Consider the following 18,805-nt stretch of genomic DNA (forward strand, 5'->3'; position numbering starts at 1 on the left):
CAATGAAGATCATCCTGACCCACGAGGTCTCTGGCCTCGGCACCGCCGGCGACGTCGTCGACGTCAAGGACGGGTACGCCCGCAACTACCTGGTCCCGCGTGGTTTCGCGATCCGCTGGACCAAGGGTGGCGAGCAGGACGTGGCGCAGATCCGCCGCGCCCGCAAGATCCACGAGATCGCGACGATCGAGCAGGCCAACGAGGTCAAGGCCAAGCTCGAGGCCGTCAAGGTCCGTCTGGCCGTCCGCTCCGGCGACGCCGGTCGTCTCTTCGGCTCCGTCACCCAGGCCGACGTCGCTTCGGCGATCGAGACCGCGGGTGGCCCGAAGGTCGACAAGCGCCGTGTCGAGCTGGGCTCGCCGATCAAGACGCTGGGCGCCCACGAGGCGACCGTGCGTCTGCACCCCGAGGTGTCCGTCAAGGTCAACGTCGAGGTCGTCTCTGCCTGAGCACTGCCCTGAGCAGCGCTGAAGCGAGATGTGGGGCCGCATCCTTCGGGGTGCGGCCCCATACGCATGTCGTGGCAGGCATGTGGTGGCGGCCCCGGTGAGTCCGTTTCGCCGTTTCACGCGTCCCGTTTCACGTGAAACGGCGATACCGGACGGCCGCCGTGGTCAGCGCGTCGCGCCGGTGACGGCCCAGCGTCCGGAGCGGTAGCGCATCCAGAGCGTCGCCATCCGGACCGCCATCATCAGCGTCATCGCTCCCCAGACCGCCGTGAGCCCTCCGCCCAGGGCCGGGACCAAGAGCGCGACCGGAGTGAAGACCGCCAGGGTGACCAGCATGGCCCAGGCCAGGTACGGGCCGTCGCCGGCGCCCATCAGGACTCCGTCGAGTACGAAGACGATGCCGCAGATCGGCTGGGACAGCGCGACCACGATGAGGGCGGGCAGGGCCGCGTCCTGAACGACCTGGTCGCTCGTGAACAGCGGGACGAAGAGCGGGCGCGTGACGACGACCAGTACGCCGAGGACGACTCCGGCCGCGATGCCCCACTGCACCATGCGGCGGCAGACATCACGGGCCCCTTCGGCGTCGTCGGCCCCGAGATAGCGGCCGATGATGGCCTGACCTGCGATGGCGATGGCGTCGAGGGCGAAGGCCAGCAGGCTCCAGAGGGACAGGATGATCTGGTGGGCGGCGACGTCCGCGTCACCGAGGCGGGCCGCGACGGCCGTTGCGATCATGAGGACCGCGCGGAGAGCGAGGGTGCGGACGAGGAGCGGGGTTCCTGCCTGGGCACAGGCGCGGATGCCCGCCAGGTCCGGGCGGAGCGAGGCGCCGTGGCGGCGGGCACCGCGGACGACCACGATCAGATAGATCGCGGCCATGCCGAACTGGGCGATGACGGTGCCCCAGGCGGAGCCCGCGATGCCGAGTCCGGCGCCGTAGACCAGCGCGACGTTGAGCACGCCGTTGGCCACGAAGCCGGCCACGGCCACGTACAGCGGAGTCTTGGTGTTCTGGAGACCGCGCAGGACACCGGTGGCGGCCAGGACCACGAGCATCGCGGGGATGCCGAGGGTGGAGATGCGCAGATACGTAGTCGCGTACGGTGCGGCGGTGTCCGATGCGCCGAACAGGCTGACCAGGCCCGGCGCGGTGGGCAGGACGACCGCGACGACGGCGGCTCCCAGGAGCAGTGCGAGCCAGATGCCGTCCATGCCCTGCTGGATCGCGGCCCGGGTGTCGCCCGCGCCGACCCGACGGGCCACCGCCGCGGTGGTGGCGTAGGCGAGGAAGACGAAGACGCTGACCGCGGTCGTCAGCAGCGCCGAGGCGACGGCGAGCCCTGCCAGCTGGGAGGTGCCGAGGTGACCGACGATGGCGCTGTCGGCCATGAGGAAAAGGGGCTCCGCGACGAGCGCGCCGAAGGCGGGAACGGCCAGAGCCACGATCTCTCGGTCGTGCCGGCGTCTGTCGCCCTTGGGCGTCACGGGAGCCTGTGTCATGGGCACCAATCTAATCTTCCACAGGTAAGAGATGCAATGGCATTGAGACCCTTACTTCGGGCGGGCTTGCGGAGCGTGTGGAACGTCTCTCGCACAGATCTTGGGCCGACTGGGAAAGTTTTTCTCCTGCACAGCCGGTGGACGGGATATGAGCAGGTCAGGTGGGGTGCGTGGGAATGGCTGAGGGCTTGTTCACAGGCCTGTCCACCGGGTCGTGCACAGGTTTTCCCCAGTTCTCCACAGGGAGAGCGCCGTCTTCCACAGAGCCTGTGGATAACCAGATTGGCTGACGGTGCAGACGCGCCTACGGTGGAGCGGCGCCCACTGTCTCCGCCGACCTCGGAAACCTGCACATATCCGACGCGTCAGAACCGGAGTCGGGCCTCTTTATTTGTCAGTGTCGTGCCGTAGGAATGAAGGGCACGGCGAGGTCCGCTCGGCGGACGGGAGGAGGTGGCCCGGTGAGTATCTCCGAGCCGTTGGACGACCCCTGGGCCGACAGCGGTCCCAGCGATCGCCTGCCCCCGTCCCGGCCGCGGCGCAACGGCGGTCGCCAGGGTGACCAGCACGAGCGGGGCCGGGAGGACAGCGGCTGGGACGACGGTCCCGCCACGTTCGAGCGCGTACCGCCGCAGGATCTCGACGCCGAGCAGTCCGTGCTCGGCGGCATGCTGCTGTCCAAGGACGCGATCGCCGACGTCGTCGAGGTCCTCAAGGGCGCCGACTTCTACAAGCCCGCCCACGAAACGATCTTTCAGGCGATCCTCGACGTCTACGCCAAGGGCGAGCCGGCCGACCCGATCACCATCGCCGCCGAGCTGACCAAGCGCGGCGAGATCAACAAGGTCGGCGGCGCATCGTATCTGCACACCCTCGTCCAGACGGTCCCGACGGCTGCGAACGCCGAGTACTACGCGGAGATCGTGCACGAGCGGGCCGTGCTGCGCCGGCTCGTCGAGGCGGGCACGCGGATCACGCAGATGGGATACGCGGCCGACGACGACGTCGACGAGATCGTCAACAAGGCGCAGGCGGAGATCTACGCCGTCACCGAGCAGCGCACCAGCGAGGACTACCTCCCGCTCGGCGACATCATGGAGGGCGCCCTCGACGAGATCGAGGCGATCGGCTCGCGCAGCGGCGAGATGACCGGTGTGCCGACCGGTTTCACCGACTTCGACTCGCTCACCAACGGTCTGCACCCGGGCCAGATGATCGTCATCGCGGCCCGTCCCGCCATGGGTAAGTCCACGCTCGCCCTGGACTTCGCGCGGGCGGCGTCCATCAAGAACAACCTGCCCAGCGTCATCTTCTCCCTCGAAATGGGGCGCAACGAGATCGCGATGCGTCTGCTATCGGCCGAGGCGCGCGTGGCTCTGCACCACATGCGGTCCGGCACGATGACCGACGAGGACTGGACGCGGCTCGCGCGCCGGATGCCCGAGGTCTCGGCCGCGCCGCTCTACATCGACGACTCCCCGAACCTGTCGATGATGGAGATCCGCGCCAAGTGCCGCCGCCTGAAGCAGCGCAACGACATCCGGCTCGTGATCATCGACTATCTGCAGCTGATGCAGGCCGGTGGCTCCAAGCGCTCCGAGAGCCGTCAGCAGGAGGTCTCGGACATGTCCCGAAACCTGAAGCTGCTGGCCAAGGAGCTGGAGGTCCCGGTGATCGCGCTCTCGCAGCTGAACCGTGGCCCCGAGCAGCGCACCGACAAGAAGCCGATGGTCTCCGACCTGCGTGAATCCGGCTCCATCGAGCAGGACGCCGACATGGTCATCCTGCTGCACCGCGAGGATGCCTACGAGAAGGAGTCACCGCGCGCGGGCGAGGCCGACATCATCGTCGGCAAGCACCGTAACGGTCCGACGGCGACGATCACGGTCGCCTTCCAGGGCCACTACTCGCGCTTCGTGGACATGGCGCAGACGTGATGACGACCCGCCTGCACTGATCTGCCCCTGGTGAAAACGGCTCGACGTGGGCGGACCCCCACGGTGGACTGGGCGGATGACGTCATCAGAAGAGTTGTTGCCCAGTACGCGCCGTAGTCTCCTGCACCGCATCGCGGTCGCGCAGAGCGAGGGACGCGCGCCCTCTCTCGTCGCCGCGGTGGCCCGGGACGGTGAGGTGGTGTGGGCCGGGTCGCGTACCTCGGTGGACGGGCACGGGCCCGATGAGCACGTGCAGTACCGGATCGGTTCGATCACGAAGACGTTCACGGCTGTCCTGGTGCTGCGGCTGCGCGACGAGGGGCTGCTCGATCTGAGTGATCCGCTGGAGAAGCACCTGCCCGGGACCGGCGCCGGGGACGTCACCGTCGCCGAACTCCTCGCGCACACCGGTGGGCTGGCGGCCGAGACGCCGGGCGAGTGGTGGGAGCGGTCGTCCGCCGCGCTGCGGCCGACCCTCGCCGATGTCCTCGGCGAGCGGCCTTTCCGGCACCCCGTCGGGCGTCGGCACCACTACTCCAACCCCGGCTACACGCTGCTGGGTTCCCTGGTGGAGGCGGTGCGCGGAGTCACCTGGGAGGAGGCCCTGCGGAGCGAGATCCTCGAACCGCTCGGGCTGACCCGGACCGGCGTCCGGCCGCAGATGCCGCATGCCGGTGGCTGGGCCGTGCACCCCTACGCCGATGTGCTGCTGCCGGAGCCGAGCGAGGACCTCGGCCTGATGGCACCGGCCGGGCAACTCTGGTCCACGGCAAGGGACCTGGCGGTCTTCGCGGGCTTCCTCACCACGGGCGACGACCGGGTGCTGAGCGCGGACTCCGTACGGGAGATGCGCACCCCGGCCGCGCCGACGCTGCCCGGTGACTGGGAGACGTCGTACGGCCTCGGCATGCAGGTGGTGCGCAGCTCGGGCCGGATTCTGGCCGGGCACACCGGATCGCTGCCCGGGTTCGTGGCGGGCCTGTGGCTGAGCGAGGAGGAGGGGCTCGCGGCGGTCGTCCTGGCGAACTGCACGACCAGATTGCCCTCGGGGACCGTGGCGGCCGAACTCCTGGGCCTCGTCGCCGACGCCGAGCCGCGCATCCCCGAGCCGTGGCGTCCACTGCCCGAGGTCGATCCGGCGGTGCTGGAGCTGGCTGGCCCCTGGTACTGGGGCACGCAGATCGTGGCGCTGCGTCTGGCGGCGGACGGCGCTGTCGTGCTGGGGCCGGTGGCCGGCGGGGGACGGCGTTCCCGGTTCCGGGCCAACGGCGACGGCACCTGGACCGGCCTCGACGGCTATTACGCGGGGGAGCAGTTGCGGGCGGTGCGGCGGCCCGACGGGTCGGTGAGCCACCTGGACCTCGGGTCGTTCGTCTTCACGCGGCAGCCGTACGACGTGGATGCGCCGGTGCCCGGCGGAGTGGACCCGGAGGGGTGGCGGGGGATTCCGGGCTGAGTGCCGTGGGGGCCCGTTTCACGTGAAACGGGCCCCGTACAGGAAACGGCCCCCACCGAAGCAGCCTCTGTCACAGCTGCAGCTTGAACCCCACGTGGGACGCCGAAAAGCCGAGGCGCTCGTAGAAGCGGTGGGCGTCGGTGCGGGTGGCGTCCGAGGTCAGCTGCACCAACTGGCAGCCCTGGCGCCGGGATTCGTCGACGGCCCAGGCGATGAGCCGGGTGCCGAGCCCGCCGCCCCGCTCGTCCACGTGGATGCGTACGGCCTCGATGATCGAGCGGACGGCGCCCTTGCGGGAGAGTCCGGGGACGACGGTGAGCTGCAGGGTGCCGATGACCCGGCCCTCGCGAACGGCCACGACCAGGTGCTGGTTCGGATCGGCCGCCAGCCGGGCGTGTGCGGCGAGGTACGGGGCGAGGTCGTCCGGCGACTCCCGCTGCGCGCCGAGCGGATCGTCCGCCAGCATCGCGACGATCGCCGGTACGTCCTCGACCTCGGCCGCTCTTATCTCAAGATCTCCCATGCCCGCAGCCTAGGCCGTGCTGCGAGGCGCACCGCAGGGTTACGCGGGCACGCGCAGTTCCTCGACGGCCCTGACCAGCGGGGCGAGCTCCGGGTCCTCGGCCGCGGTGTCGAGGGCCTCGCGGAGGGCCGTCTGGTTGGTCGGGCGGGCCTCCTCCAGGAGCTTCAGGCCTGTCTCGGAGACGTTGGTGTAGATCCCGCGCCGGTCGGTGGGGCACAGATAGCGCTGGAGCAGACCGCGGTCCTCGAGGCGGGTCACCAGACGGGTCGTCGCGCTCTGGCTGAGGACCACGGCGTCGGCGACCTGCTTCATCTGGAGATGCCCGCCCTCGCCGTCGTGCTGGCGGCTCAGGACGTCGAGCAGCGAGTACTCGCGCACGCTCAGGTCGTGTCCGGCCTGGAGAGCGCGCTCGATGTGCGCCTCGATCCTTCCGTGCAGCAGGGAGAGGGCGCACCAGCCCTGGGAGAGGGCGGTGAGTGCGGGGTCTGTGGCGGTCATGGCTCGTGGATCCTCCGTCCCGGAGTGGATGCGTACCAGGGTAGTCGATGCACCGAGATTGCCCGCGTTTGCAATTAACCAGCGCCTGCAATTATTGTGAGGTCTCGTTAAGCGCACCCGCAACAATCTGGGAAGGTGAACCCCATGCCTCTCGCGCTTCTGGCTCTCGCGATCGGGGCCTTCGGGATCGGAACCACGGAATTCGTGATCATGGGACTCCTCCCACAGGTCGCGGGTGACTTCGGCGTCTCCATCCCCACGGCAGGCTTCCTGGTGACCGGCTACGCCCTGGGCGTCATGCTCGGCGCCCCGCTGATGACCGTCCTGGGCACCCGTGTCCCGCGCAAGCGGATGCTGATGGTGCTGATGGGCTTCTTCATCGTCGGCAACCTGCTCTCCGCCGTCGCGCCCGTCTTCGCCGTCATGCTGATCGGCCGCGTTGTCGCCTCGCTCGCCCACGGCGCGTTCTTCGGCATCGGCTCGGTCGTCGCCGCCGAACTGGTGGCCCCGGCCAAGAAGGCCGGCGCGATCGCCATGATGTTCACGGGCCTGACCGTGGCCAACGTCGTCGGCGTCCCGCTCGGCACCCTCATCGGCCAGTCCGTCGGCTGGCGTGTCACGTTCGCGGTCGTCGCCGCGCTCGGCGTCCTCGGCCTCGCCGGTATCGCCAAGCTCGTACCCGACCTGCCCAAGCCGGAGGGCGTACGGCTGCGCCACGAGGTGGCCGCCTTCAAGAACGTGCAGGTCCTGCTCGCCATGGCGATGACCGTGCTCGGCTTCGGCGGAGTCTTCGCGGCCATCACCTACATCACGCCGATGATGACCCACGTCGCCGGATTCGCCGAAGGCTCCGTGACCTGGCTGCTCGTCCTCTTCGGGCTCGGCATGGTCGGCGGCAACCTCGTCGGCGGCAAGTTCGCCGACCGCGCCCTGATGCCGATGCTCTACGTCTCACTGGGCGCCCTCGCCCTCGTCCTCGGCCTGTTCACGGTGACCGCGCACCACAAGGTCCTGGCCGCGATCACCATCGCCCTGATCGGCGCGCTCGGCTTCGCGACGGTGCCGCCGCTGCAGAAGCGGGTCCTCGACCACGCCTCCGGCGCACCGACACTCGCCTCGGCCGTCAACATCGGCGCCTTCAACGCCGGCAACGCCCTCTCCGCCTGGCTCGGCGGCCTGGTGATCTCCGCCGGGCTCGGCTACACCGCCCCCAACTGGGTCGGTGCCGTCCTCGCGGCGAGCGCCCTCGTCCTCGCGATCCTGTCGGCCTTCCTGGAGCGGCGCGCCCCGGTCCCGGCCGTGGGGACCGTCGAACAGCGGCACGCCGAGCCGGTCCGCGTCTGACCCGACCGTTTTCTCACGCATCCGCAATCACCAGCACCACCCCGCAAGGAGCATCACCTCATGAGCACCCCCACCGCTGTCGCCCCGCTGACCATCGAGGACGCCGAGACGCTCGTCTCCGCCGCCCGCAAGGCCGCCGAGGCAGCCGGAGTCACCGTCAGCGTCACCGTCCTCGACGCGGGCGGCCACCTCCTCGCGTTCCGCCGCGACGACCGCGCCGTCCTCATCTCCGGCGAGACCAGCACCCGCAAGGCGTACACGGCGCTCCAGCTGAACGCGCCCACCGCCGACCTCGTCGACCTGGTCAAGCCGGACGGGCCGTTCCACACCCTGTCCACCGCCCTCGACCAGCCGCTGCTGTTCATCGCCGGTGGTGTGCCGGTCCACCGCGACGGCCGTCTCATCGGCGCCGTCGGTGTCGGCGGCGGCGCCCCCGAGCAGGACCACGGGTTCGCCACGGAGGCCGTCGGCACGCTCGCCTGAGCCCTCCTCCCGCAGAAAGAGGACCAGCCCCCAAGTCGCCGCACGACGGCGCTTCTTGGGGGCTGGTCCTCTTGGTGTCTCAGCCCGCCGCGACCGTCAGCGGGGCGAACCGGCGGGTCCAGTCGCCGGGCAGATCCGGAGCGCCGTGGTTCATCACCGCGTTGAACGCGACGCCTTCGAGGCCACGCTCCTTCAGCCACGCCAGCAGCTCTTCGTGGCGCACGTCGATGTCGGTGCGCAGGGGCCGGTCCGAGCCCGCCGCGAGCGAGGCGACGAGAGCCTTCGCGGTCTCGGTGTCACGGGCGATCAGCGGGCCGACGACATGGGTGTCCATGTTGGGCCAGAGCGCCGCGTAGCCGATGAGCCGGCCGTCCTCCTCCGCCACGCGCAGCTGGTCCGAGAAGGCGGGAAGCCGCGTGATGACATGCGTGCGGTCGGGGCCGAACACCTCGGCGTCCAGGCGCAGGATCGCCGAGAGGTCCTCGGCGGTCGCCGGGCGTGTGGTGACACCCGGGACGCTGCCGCCCTGGGTGAAACGGCCGCGCACCATCTCGGCCCGGCCGGTGACCTTGAACCCCAGTTCCTCGTACAGCGGCTGTCCGTAGGGAGTCGCGTGCAGGGTCAGCGGAGTCGTGCCCGCCTGCTCGACGACGTAGTTCATCAGGCGCCTGCCGACTCCCTGCCGCGCGTGACGTTCGGCGACCAGGACCATGCCGATCGCGCCGAGTTCGGGCCGCTCACCGGGCCCGTACGACGTCACCACGCAGGCGCTGACGAGTCCCCCGTCGGGATCGTCGATGCCGTAGCCGGTGCCGGCGCTCAGCAGCAGGCCCCATTTGTGCTCCTCGCGGGGCCAGCCGCGGTCCTCGGAGAGATCGGCGCAGGCGGAGACGTCGCCACGAGTGAGGCGGCGAATGGGCAAATCGGAGAGGGAAGGTGTCGACACGCAGGTCAGGCTGTCGGACTTGCCCCCGTGCCGTCCACCACTTTGCCCGCAGTGACGTGGTGCTTTAGGCCACGTCGCGGGGCACTCGGTACCGGTCCGGCCGCCGGGAACGGGCCGCAGTTTCACGTGAAACAAGCCCCAGGCACCCTCTCGCAACGAAGATCGAGTACCGGCTGCGTGTTGTCGAGCGCTTCACGCACATCTTCTCCCGACGTGATCTGTGGAAGACGTACGAATTGGTCTGGCGCGACCTGGAATTGAGGGAATTGCATTGACCGCGAGATCCGGCAAATCGGTACGGAGGACGGGAGGTGCTTGTGGCGTCGTCGGCTGCCGGTAGGGTCGACTCCGGTTCCTGTCCGGACCGGACGGGCCGAGGCGGGAGCGGCAGGCCGCGGCACACGCAGGCCGACGCAGCCTAACCGCACGGAGAGATCGAAGACCTGCGCTTTCCGCTTTGCACTCCGTGCAATGACCTCAGGTGGCAAGCTGCGAAGAGGGGACTGCGGACAATGTCACATTCTTGCCTTACTTGTCCGTAGCAGGTCGAAATGCAGTGTTCAATGTGGGCCGCATTGACTAGTCGAACCACACGGGGGAAACCGCAAGGCTTCCGCTCACGAAGCGCTCGGGAGAGTGCCGAGGAGCAGAGAAGTTCCTAGACCGACCGAAAGATGTTCGAGGCGAGGCACAGCATGGACGCTCCGACCACTACGTCGGCCGATTCCGGTTCGGACGGCGGGGGCGGCTGGTTCACGCCGCGCAAGACCCCGGATCCGGAGACCAGCGGCTCCGAGCGGCAGGACGCCGCCGACCGCCGGGTCGCCCCCGTACGCCCTGTGGGCAGGCCCGCGCCCGACCCGTCCGGGCCGCTGGCGGACGAGGGCCGAATACCCGAGCCCCGCAGTCACAGTGAGCCGCCGCACGCGGCCCCGGCCACACCTGCCGGGCCTGCCGGCCCCTCTGCTTCTGCCGGCCCTTCCGCGGAGCCCCGCCCCCCGCGCTCGCTCCGCGACAACGCCTCCCCGGAGGCGATCCTCGTGCGTCGCACGATGGAGGAGGTCGGCCCCGTCGCCGACCAGGTCACCTCGTACTTCTACGCCCTGCTCTTCGTGCGCCACCCGGAGCTGCGCCAGCTCTTTCCCGCCGCGATGGACACCCAGCGCGACCGGCTCCTGAGAGCGCTGCTGACCGCGGCCGAGCACGTCGACAACAAGCTCGTGCTCGTCCCGTACCTGAAGAACCTGGGACGCGGCCACCGCAAGTACGGCACCCACGCCGCGCACTACCCGGCCGTCGGCGAATGCCTCATCGCGGCGCTCACCCAGTACGCGACGACCACCTGGAGCCCCGAGGCGGAGGCCGCCTGGGTCCGCACGTACACGACGATCTCCCAGGTGATGATCGACGCGGCGGCCGAGGACGAGCTGAAGGCGCCCGCCTGGTGGCTTGCGGAGGTCGTCTCGCACGATCTGCGCACCCCCGACATCGCTGTCGTGACCGTGCGGCCGGACCAGCCCTACCCGTTCCTGGCCGGCCAGTACACGACGCTGGAGACGCCGTGGTGGCCGCGGATCTGGCGGCACTACTCGTTCGCGTCGGCGCCCCGCTCCGACGGGCTGCTCTCCTTCCATGTGAAGGCGGTCCCGGCCGGCTGGGTCTCCAACGCGCTGGTGCACCGCGCCCGCCCCGGCGACGTCCTGCGGCTCGGCCCGCCCGCCGGCTCCATGACGGTCGACCACAACACCGACAGCGGCCTGCTCTGCCTGGGCGGCGGCACCGGCATCGCCCCCATCAAGGCCCTGGTGGAGGATGTCGCCGAGCACGGCAGACGGCGCCCGGTCGAGGTGTTCTACGGCGCCCGCACCGACCACGACCTGTACGACATCGACACGATGCTGCGCCTTCAGCAGAGCCACCACTGGCTCTCGGTCCGGCCGATCGTCGACCGGCAGGCCCACCTCCAACTGCCGGACGCGGTGCGCGAGTACGGCCCCTGGAACGAGTACGACGCCTATCTGTCGGGCCCGCCCGGCATGATCCGCAGCGGTGTCGACGCCCTGCGCTCCGTCGGCGTCCCCGGCGACCGCATCCGGCACGACTCGATCGAGGACCTGGTCGCGGCCGCCACCTGACGCCCGTACGACCGAAGCGCTGCGACGGTGTCAGCCCAGGTCGGGTGCGTGCATCGCCCGTACGCCCTCGATGTTGCCGTCCAGGAAGTGCCGCAGTGAGAGCGGCACCAGATGGACCGAGGCGATGCCGACGCGGGTGAAGGGCACCCGCACGATCTCGTACTCGCCGCACGGCTCGTCGACCTCGGGGCCGTGGCGCTGGTCGAGGTCCATCGACTCCAGACGGCAGACGAAGAAGTGCTGGACCTTCACGCCGGTGGCGCCGCCGTCCTCGCCGATGTGCTCGACGGTGTCCACGAAGCAGGGCACCACATCGATGATCTTGGCGCCGAGTTCCTCGTGCACCTCACGGTGCAGGGCGTCCACGACGGTCGTGTCCTCGGGCTCCACCCCGCCACCGGGGGTCAGCCAGTACGGATCCACGCCTGGCTTGGTCCGCTTGATCAGGATCAGGTCGTCGCCGTCGAGCAGAACGGCGCGTGCGGTGCGCTTGACCACGGGTCGGACGGTCATGGGAGAAATGTGGCCCGGTTGGTTCCACGTGAAACATCCGACACCGCTTGGCGCCCTCCTCACGACCAGTCGACGGCGGCGCGCAGCAGCCACTCGTGCGCCCGCGCGATGTGCGGCAGGGCGAAGGTGCCGGTGCGTACGACCAGGAAATACGTGCGCAGTGGCGGCACCGGCGGATCCAGCAGGGCGACGATCTCGCCCCGGTCGAGCGCCGGGTCGCACAGATAGCGCGGCAGGACGGCCAGCCCGGCCCCCGCGATCACACAGGACAGCACCGCACGCAGATCGGAGACGACGACCGTCCCGGAGACCGCGGGCCGGGAGTCGAAGACCGCGGTCCAGTACCGGGTGACCAGGGGCAGCGACTCGTGCACCTCGACCACCGGGAACCGCTCCAGCGAGGGCGCCGCGTCGCGGTGCAGCCGGCCGGAACCGATCCGTGCGGCCCAGCGCGGCGCGGCGACCAGGACGTGCTCCTCGTCGCAGAGCGGAGTCGCGGTGAGCAGTGTGCCGCGCGGACGGGCCGTCGTGATGGCCAGATCGTGATGCCCGGCGGCGAGCCCCTCCAGCGTCTCCTCGGCGGTGCCGAACGAGGCCCGAAGGGCGATGCTCTGGCCGTCGTCCCTGGTCAGCGCGGTGAGTGCGGGAAGAGCGCGTTCCGCGGTGAACTCCGGCGGGCCCGCGAGATGCAGGGTGCGGACGCTGGACTCCTCGTCGAGCCCGGTCTCCGTGATCTCCACGAGCGCGTCGAGATGCGGCGCCGCCTTGTGCGCCAGCTCGTCGCCGATCGTCGTGGCCGTCACGCCGCGCGCCTGGCGCAGGAACAACGGCCGCCCCAACTGCCGCTCCAACGTGCGTATCTGGGACGTCACGGCCGGCTGGGAGAGACCGAGCAGCGCGGCGGCCCGGGTGAACGACCCGGCTCGGTGAACCGTCACGAACGTGCGCAGCAGGGCGAGATCCATGGCGGTACCCCTTCCCTCCCGGCACCCGGGCCGCGCTCAACTATAAATATGTCGATAGGTTTCTGTCGCTAGGGTGATTGGACACTGACACAGAGTCAACTAGCCTTGTTTGCGCGGTTCTTCGCGCGCAGAACCGAGGACGGTCCGAGCCACGAGGGGGGAGGCTCGGACCGTCCGTTCTACGTAGCCCGGTACTAGACGCCGGTGCGGCCGTCCTGGTCCGTGGCCTCCGCCAGCGCCCGCAGCACGTCCGCCACCAGGTCCTCGGTGTTCTCCGCGCCCGCGGAGAAGCGGATGAAGCCGTCCGCGACGGCGTCCCCGCCCCAGCGGCCGCGGCGCTCGGCGGTCGACCGGACGCCACCGAAGCTCGTCGCCTCGTCGACCAGGCCGAGGGCGTCGAGGAAGCGCTCGGCCCGTGCGCGCGTGGGCAGTTCGAAGGAGACGACACAGCCGAAGCGCCGCATCTGACGGGCGGCGACGGCATGCGAGGGATCCTCGGGCAGCCCGGGATGGCGCAGGCCCGTGACGCGCCCGCGCAGCGCCTGCGCCACCGCGAGCGCGTTGGCGTCCTGCCGTGCCACCCGCAGCTCCAGCGTGGCCAGCGACCGGTGGGCGAGCCAGGCCTCCATCGGCCCCGGGATCGCCCCGACGATCTTGCGCCAGCGCTTCACCGCGGCGGCCGACTCCGGGTCCGCGCAGGCGACGTAACCGAGCAGCAGGTCGCCGTGGCCCGTGAGCTGCTTGGTGGCGCTGGCCACGGAGAAGTCCGCGCCGAGCTCCAGCGGGCGCTGCCCCAGCGGGGTGGCGAGGGTGTTGTCGACGGCCACCAGCGCCCCGCGCGCGTGGGCGGCGGCGGCGAGCCGGCGGATGTCGCAGACGTCGAGCCCGGGGTTGGACGGCGTCTCCAGCCACAGCAGCCGCGCCCCGTCCAGGACGTCGAGCTGGGCGTCCCCGCCGGTCGGCGCGGTGCGCACCTCGATGCCGTAGGCGGTGAGCTGCTCGCGGACGAGCGGGAAGACCTGGTAGCCGTCGGACGGCAGGACCACCGCGTCGCCCGTGCGCAGCTGCGAGAAGAGGACGGCGGAGATCGCGGCCATGCCCGAGGCGAAGGCCAGACACGGGACGGCGGACGTCCCCGGTGCTTCCAACTCGCCGATGGCACGTTCGAGATGGGTCCAGGTCGGATTCTCGTCCCGGCCGTACGTGTAGGGCCCTGACACATCGCCGGGCAGATGGAAGTGTGCGGCGAACACCGGCCCGGGGAGCGTGGGTTCGTTCTTCAGCGGCTCGGGAAGTCCGGCCCTGACCGCCCGCGTCCCGTCACCGGTCCCGCTCTCCTCGGGCCGCCCCGTTTCCGTCATGCCGTCCGCCGCCCCTCCACGCCCTCACGCACGGCGTCGAGAAGCCCGTCGCTCGCGGCCTCGACCATCTTCAGGCACTCCTCGAAGCCGTCCATGGAGCCGTAGTACGGGTCCGGCACATCGGCACCGTCGGCCGCGGGATCGTAGGAACGCAGCAGCCGCACCTTCTCGGCGTCCCGCGGCGTCGGCGCGAGCCCGCGCAGCGTCCGCAGATGACCGGAGTCGAGGGCGATCACCAGATCGAGCCGGTCGAACCAGTCGCGGTGGAACCGCCGGGCCGTGTGCGCGCTGGTGTAGCCGCCCTCCTCCAGCACGCTGACGGTGCGCGGGTCGGCGCCGTCGCCCTCGTGCCAGCCGTCCGTGCCCGCGCTGTCGACCTCGACGAGGCCGTCGAGCCCCGCCTCCTCGACATGACGGCGGAAGACGTGCTCGGCCATGGGTGAGCGGCAGATGTTGCCGGTGCAGACGAAACAGACGCGGAAGGGTGAGGTGGTCATGGCGGCGGCTCAGTCCTCGTCGGGCAGGGCGAGGTTCAGCGCCCAGGAGACGACCGAGATGATCAGGCCGCCGAGGATCGCGGTCCACAGCCCGTCGACGTGGAAGCTGACGTCCAGCTTCCCGGCCAGCCACGAGGTCAGCAGCAGCATCAGGGCGTTCACGATCAACGTGATCAGGCCCAGCGTGAGAATGAAGAGCGGGAAGGTGAGCACCTTCACGATCGGCTTCACGAGCAAGTTGACCAGGCCGAAGAGGAGCGCGACGACGATCAGCGTGCCGACCTTCTTGGGCGTGCTGTCGCCGGTCAACGTGATCTTGTCGAGCACCCAGACCGCCACGGCCAGGGCGCCCGCGTTGGCGATCGTCTTGACTACGAAATTCTTCATGTGTCTGATCGTGGCAGACATGATCGGTGTGGAACGTGGACAGGGGCGGGCGAGCGGCGATGAAGGCATTCCGGCTGGATGAACTGGAGGCGGAGCGCGCCGCCAACGACGGCGCGTACCTGCAGTTCCTGCGCGAGCGGAACATGTCGGTCGGGCTCTACGCGCTGGACGCGGGGGAGCACGATCCGCAGCAGCCGCACCAGCAGGACGAGGTCTACCTGGTGGTCAGCGGCCGCGCCTCGATCACCGTCGGCATGGAGACCACGCAGGTCGGACGGGGCAGCGTGGTCTATGTCCCGGCCGGCGTCGCCCACAAGTTCCACCACATCAGCGAGGATCTGCGGGTCCTCGTGGTCTTCTCCCCTCCCGAGGGCTGATCCCGAGGGCTGACCCTCCGGAGGGCTGACCGCCGACCCCGGGAATCCCTAAGGGTCGGGTCAGGGGAGGACAAGGGCTCGCGGGCCCCCGTTCGCGGGCCCGGCGTGCCAGCATTCATGGCAGGAAGACAGAAGCGTCCCGGCGACGGGCATCGGAGGAGTCCCGCGCGGGACACGGAGAAGGAGCGATGGCGATGCGAGAGATATTCGCGGGCATGCCGTGGTGGGTGAAGTGGGTCGCGGTGCCGGTCATCGCCCTGGTCGTGTTCGGCGGACTGATCGCCAGCGTCGTCGGCTTCGTGGTCTGGCTGCTCTTCAAGGTGCTGATCTTCGCCGCGCTGGTCGGCGGACTGATCTACCTCGTACGGCGGTTCATGACGGGCTCCTCGTCCTCGCGGGGCAGCGACTGGTGAGCGCCGGGCGTGTTCCCGTGCGGTGAGCCGGTTCGCACGACCGGGGGAAGTTTCGGTTCCGGGCCCGACCAGGCGGTGTTCAAGGGCTAAAGTCCAGAATCCGACTGCTTTGCCCCCGTGAGCCCTGGATGAGCCCCGGAGACGCGGGGGACTCATGCGCACCGGGGGTACACCTTGGCCACGGCTGATCCCGCACCCGCCACCTCGCAGACGACGCTCATCGGCTCGGTCCAGAGAGCCATGCGCCTGCTCGAAGCGGTCGCCTCGCACGATGAGGGGGCGCCCGCCAAGCAGCTCGCGAGGGAGGCGGGGCTCGCCCTGCCCACGGCCTATCACCTGCTGCGCACGCTGACCCATGAGGGATACCTGCGCAGGGAGAAGGGCGTCTTCGTTCTCGGTGACGCGGCCGAGCGGCTGAGCAGCAGCGGAGCGCAGCAGAAACGTCGCAGCATGATCATCGACGCCTTGGGACACTGGCGCGACACGCTCGGGGTCCCGGTCTACTTCGCGGTCTATCGGGACGGCGAGATCGAGCTCGTCGCGGTCGCCGACACCCCCGCCAGTCCGGCCGTCGAGGAGTGGGCGGACTTCCGCGAGACCGGCCATGCCCACGCCGTCGGCCAGTGCCTGCTCTCCCAGCTCGACGAGGGCGCGCGCAGGGACCATCTGGACCGCTATCCCGTCTCGTCCCTCACCCCGTACTCACCGCGCGACGACCGCGCTCTCCTGCGGAAACTCCGTTCGCTGGAGCGCATGGAACCCGTCGTCGAGCGTCAGGAGTACGCGCTCGGCACGGCCTGTGCCGCCTTCCCGATCACCGTCGGTTCCACCGCCGCGACGTTGGCCATTTCTCTCCCCTCCCATCAGTTCGAGAAACTGCTTCCCGTGACCCGTCGGCTGCAGGGCGAGATCGGCAGGCTGGTGGGGACACTCGCCTTCTCTATCAGCATCTGAAAACTCACTCCTTGTAATCCCCCGTGTACGTTGAGCAAGATGCCAGCAGTGTCAGGAAGGTCATTCCTGGCCAATCGACGGCAAGTTGACGGGGTAGGCGATGCGCGAGTCGGTACAAGCAGTCCAAGCAGAGGTCATGATGAGCTTCCTCGTCTCCGAGGAGCTCGCTTTCCGTATTCCGGTGGAGCTCCGGTACGAGTCCACCGACCCGTACGCCGTGCGGCTGACCTTCCATCTTCCTGGTGACGCACCTGTGACCTGGGCGTTCGGCCGGGAGCTCCTCGTCGACGGGGTCAACGGCGCGACCGGCGACGGTGATGTGCGGATCTCCCCCGTGGAGCTGTCGGGCGGCGGGATCACCACCGAGCTGCCGGGCGAGGTCCACATCAGGCTCCAGGTCGGCAGCGACCAGGCGCTGTTCCGGGCCGGGGTCGCGCCGATCATCGCCTTCCTCGACCGCACCGACAAGCTGGTGCCTCTCGGTCACGAGCAGGCCCTCGCCGACTTCGAGGCCGACCTCGACGAGGCGCTCGACCGGATCCTGGCCGAGGAGCAGAGCGCCGGCTGACTCCCCCGTGCCGACGGCTTCAGACGATCTCGACGACCTCGACGACGTCGACGTAACGCTTCAGCAGCGCGGTGCACCCGAGCAGTTCCGCGCTCACGCCTTACGTCGTCGGCCTCTGCCACCGCGTGCAGGAGCGGCTCCGGCAGGGGCCTGAGGGCCCGGACGGTCGGCGGAGACCACCAGGGCCGCCAGCGCCGTCGTCACCGGCACAGAGGCCACCAGGCCGATCGAGCCGACCAGCGTGCGGACGATCTCCTCGGCCACCAGCTCGCTGTTGGCCACGTCCGACACGCTGCTCTGCGCGATCGAGAACAGCAGCAGCAGCGGCAGCGCCGCGCCCGCGTACGCCAGCACCAGGGTGTTGACCACGGACGCGATGTGGTCGCGGCCGATGCGGATGCCCGCGCGGTACAGCCCCCGCCAGCCCATCGACGGGTTGGCCTCGTGCAGTTCCCAGACCGCCGACGTCTGGGTGACCGTCACGTCGTCGAGCACACCGAGCGAGCCGATGATGACGCCCGCCAGCAGCAGGCCGCTCATGTCGATGTCCGGATACAGACCGTGGATCAGGCCGGTGTTGTCGTCCGTGTTGCCGGTCAGCGCGGCCCAACCGATGAACAGCGAGCCCAGCAGACCGATGAGCACCAGGGAGACCAGGGTGCCCAGGACGGCGACGGAGGTCCTCGCCGACAGACCGTGGCACATGTAGAGCGCGATCAGCATGATGGCGCTGGCCCCGACGACCGCCACCACCAGGGGATTCGAGCCCTGGAGGATCGCGGGCAGGATGAAGAGCGTCAGCACCCCGAAGCTGACCGCGAGCGCGACCAGCGCCATGACGCCCCGCATGCGACCGACCAGCACCACGGCGAGGGCGAAGATTCCGGCCAGCAGCACCATCGGGATCTTGCGGTTCACATCGGTGACCGAGTACTGCAGATTCTCCGGGGCGTCCGGCGCGTAGGCCACGATCACCTTCTGGCCCTCGTGCAACTGCCGCGGCGAGTCGGGCTGGACGACCTCGGTGAACGTACGGCCCTTGTCCTTGCCGGTGTTGATGCGGATCGTCGCGTTCTCGCAGGTGCCGTGGGCCTGTTGCTGCGCGGAGGAGCCCTCGGCCGTGGAGGTGTCGCCGGTCGGGGTGTCCCCCGAGGCGTTCACGGAGGCACAGGAGACCTTCTCGACCTTGGCCACCGTGGCCTGCTGCGTCTGCCGGTCGAAGCCGACGCCGGTGCGCTCGTGAGCCGGTGCGCCGCCGGGCCACAGCACCGCGAGGCCCACCACCACCGCCACGGAGAACGGGATCAGGACCGCTGCGATGACCTTTCGCAGATGCCTGGAGACCGGGGCGGCCGGGCCGTGGCTGTGGGAGTGGCCGTGGCCTCCCTCGGACGGGCCGTGTCCGTGGGGCGGTTGGGGCGGGGGAGGCGGTTGCTGGGTGGTGGTCACCGACCGATCATCGCAAGAACGACAGGGGCCCTCTGTTCAACGCGTCC

General features: G+C 69.9%; 20 protein-coding genes. 10 read left to right on the plus strand and 10 right to left on the minus strand.

Translation table 11 applies throughout. The annotated features are described in order from the left end of the window. Positions 1–2 precede the first annotated feature (2 nt). Positions 3–449 carry a 50S ribosomal protein L9 gene (gene rplI, locus K377_RS11200; protein WP_111663073.1) on the plus strand — a complete coding sequence of 149 codons (447 nt, stop codon included), beginning with the start codon at positions 3–5 and terminating at the stop codon, positions 447–449. 165 nt (positions 450–614) lie between these two features. Here rplI and K377_RS11205 read toward each other — a convergent pair whose 3' ends face one another. Beyond that, complete coding sequence (locus K377_RS11205) at positions 615–1,952, minus strand: MATE family efflux transporter (RefSeq protein ID WP_111663074.1); 1,338 nt, start codon at positions 1,950–1,952, stop codon at positions 615–617. 461 nt (positions 1,953–2,413) lie between these two features. Here K377_RS11205 and dnaB point away from each other — a divergent pair, with 461 nt between their 5' ends. Both dnaB and K377_RS11215 read left to right on the plus strand, forming a co-directional pair. After that, positions 2,414–3,889: a replicative DNA helicase gene (gene dnaB / locus K377_RS11210; protein WP_111663075.1), complete on the plus strand. Its 1,476-nt coding sequence runs from the start codon at positions 2,414–2,416 to the stop codon at positions 3,887–3,889. Positions 3,890–3,965: 76 nt separating this feature from the next. Beyond that, entirely contained in the window at positions 3,966–5,345 is a 1,380-nt protein-coding gene (locus K377_RS11215; RefSeq protein WP_111663076.1) for a serine hydrolase, read from the plus strand. Between the two features lie 70 nt (positions 5,346–5,415). Here the strand turns inward: K377_RS11215 and K377_RS11220 are convergent, their stop codons facing one another. Both K377_RS11220 and K377_RS11225 read right to left on the minus strand, forming a co-directional pair. Next, positions 5,416–5,868 carry a GNAT family N-acetyltransferase gene (locus K377_RS11220; protein WP_111663077.1) on the minus strand — a complete coding sequence of 151 codons (453 nt, stop codon included), beginning with the start codon at positions 5,866–5,868 and terminating at the stop codon, positions 5,416–5,418. Positions 5,869–5,907: 39 nt separating this feature from the next. Further along, positions 5,908–6,366, minus strand: a complete 459-nt coding sequence (locus tag K377_RS11225; RefSeq protein WP_111663078.1) for a MarR family winged helix-turn-helix transcriptional regulator — start codon at positions 6,364–6,366, stop codon at positions 5,908–5,910. Positions 6,367–6,510: 144 nt separating this feature from the next. On the opposite strand from K377_RS11225, the gene K377_RS11230 reads away from it, so the two are divergent. Further along, positions 6,511–7,710 (plus strand): MFS transporter, encoded by a 1,200-nt coding sequence (locus K377_RS11230; RefSeq protein WP_111663079.1) that lies wholly within the window; start codon positions 6,511–6,513, stop codon positions 7,708–7,710. A 60-nt stretch (positions 7,711–7,770) separates the two neighbouring features. Continuing rightward, complete coding sequence (locus K377_RS11235; RefSeq protein WP_111663080.1) at positions 7,771–8,193, plus strand: heme-binding protein; 423 nt, start codon at positions 7,771–7,773, stop codon at positions 8,191–8,193. 79 nt (positions 8,194–8,272) lie between these two features. Here K377_RS11235 and K377_RS11240 read toward each other — a convergent pair whose 3' ends face one another. Further along, positions 8,273–9,139: a GNAT family N-acetyltransferase gene (locus tag K377_RS11240; RefSeq protein WP_111663081.1), complete on the minus strand. Its 867-nt coding sequence runs from the start codon at positions 9,137–9,139 to the stop codon at positions 8,273–8,275. 695 nt (positions 9,140–9,834) lie between these two features. Here K377_RS11240 and K377_RS11245 point away from each other — a divergent pair. Continuing rightward, the gene (locus K377_RS11245) at positions 9,835–11,274 is read left to right on the plus strand and encodes a globin domain-containing protein (protein WP_237551472.1); all 1,440 of its coding nucleotides are present in this window, start codon (positions 9,835–9,837) and stop codon (positions 11,272–11,274) included. Positions 11,275–11,304: 30 nt separating this feature from the next. On the opposite strand, the gene K377_RS11250 is transcribed toward K377_RS11245, so the two are convergent. The 5 genes from K377_RS11250 to K377_RS11270 form a co-directional block, all read right to left on the minus strand. Beyond that, on the minus strand, positions 11,305–11,787 hold the full coding sequence (locus K377_RS11250; protein WP_111663083.1) for an NUDIX domain-containing protein: 483 nt from the start codon (positions 11,785–11,787) through the stop codon (positions 11,305–11,307). A gap of 59 nt (positions 11,788–11,846) precedes the next feature. Then, the gene (locus tag K377_RS11255; RefSeq protein ID WP_111663084.1) at positions 11,847–12,752 is read right to left on the minus strand and encodes a LysR family transcriptional regulator; all 906 of its coding nucleotides are present in this window, start codon (positions 12,750–12,752) and stop codon (positions 11,847–11,849) included. Positions 12,753–12,946: 194 nt separating this feature from the next. Next, the gene (locus tag K377_RS11260; protein ID WP_111663085.1) at positions 12,947–14,113 is read right to left on the minus strand and encodes a cystathionine gamma-lyase; all 1,167 of its coding nucleotides are present in this window, start codon (positions 14,111–14,113) and stop codon (positions 12,947–12,949) included. Then, a complete protein-coding gene (locus K377_RS11265) occupies positions 14,110–14,610 on the minus strand; it encodes a low molecular weight protein-tyrosine-phosphatase (protein WP_111663086.1) in 501 nt (166 codons plus the stop codon). Before K377_RS11265 ends, K377_RS11260 begins: the two co-directional genes overlap by 4 nt. Positions 14,611–14,619: 9 nt before the next feature. Then, entirely contained in the window at positions 14,620–14,997 is a 378-nt protein-coding gene (locus K377_RS11270) for a phage holin family protein (protein ID WP_111663087.1), read from the minus strand. Positions 14,998–15,056: 59 nt separating this feature from the next. Between K377_RS11270 and K377_RS11275 the strand changes: the two genes are divergently transcribed. The 4 genes from K377_RS11275 (at position 15,057) to K377_RS11290 (ending at position 17,309) form a co-directional block, all read left to right on the plus strand. After that, positions 15,057–15,374 carry a cupin domain-containing protein gene (locus tag K377_RS11275; RefSeq protein ID WP_111663088.1) on the plus strand — a complete coding sequence of 106 codons (318 nt, stop codon included), beginning with the start codon at positions 15,057–15,059 and terminating at the stop codon, positions 15,372–15,374. Between the two features lie 194 nt (positions 15,375–15,568). Next, positions 15,569–15,787: a DUF5326 family protein gene (locus K377_RS11280; RefSeq protein ID WP_111663224.1), complete on the plus strand. Its 219-nt coding sequence runs from the start codon at positions 15,569–15,571 to the stop codon at positions 15,785–15,787. Positions 15,788–15,961: 174 nt separating this feature from the next. Beyond that, positions 15,962–16,741: an IclR family transcriptional regulator gene (locus tag K377_RS11285; protein ID WP_258395010.1), complete on the plus strand. Its 780-nt coding sequence runs from the start codon at positions 15,962–15,964 to the stop codon at positions 16,739–16,741. A gap of 100 nt (positions 16,742–16,841) precedes the next feature. Beyond that, a complete protein-coding gene (locus K377_RS11290) occupies positions 16,842–17,309 on the plus strand; it encodes an SsgA family sporulation/cell division regulator (RefSeq protein ID WP_111663089.1) in 468 nt (155 codons plus the stop codon). A 93-nt stretch (positions 17,310–17,402) separates the two neighbouring features. Here K377_RS11290 and K377_RS11295 read toward each other — a convergent pair whose 3' ends face one another. Then, the gene (locus K377_RS11295) at positions 17,403–18,758 is read right to left on the minus strand and encodes a YibE/F family protein (protein ID WP_111663090.1); all 1,356 of its coding nucleotides are present in this window, start codon (positions 18,756–18,758) and stop codon (positions 17,403–17,405) included. Positions 18,759–18,805 lie beyond the last annotated feature (47 nt).

Source organism: Streptomyces sp. PsTaAH-137 (assembly GCF_003259365.1).
Lineage (GTDB): Bacteria > Actinomycetota > Actinomycetes > Streptomycetales > Streptomycetaceae > Streptomyces.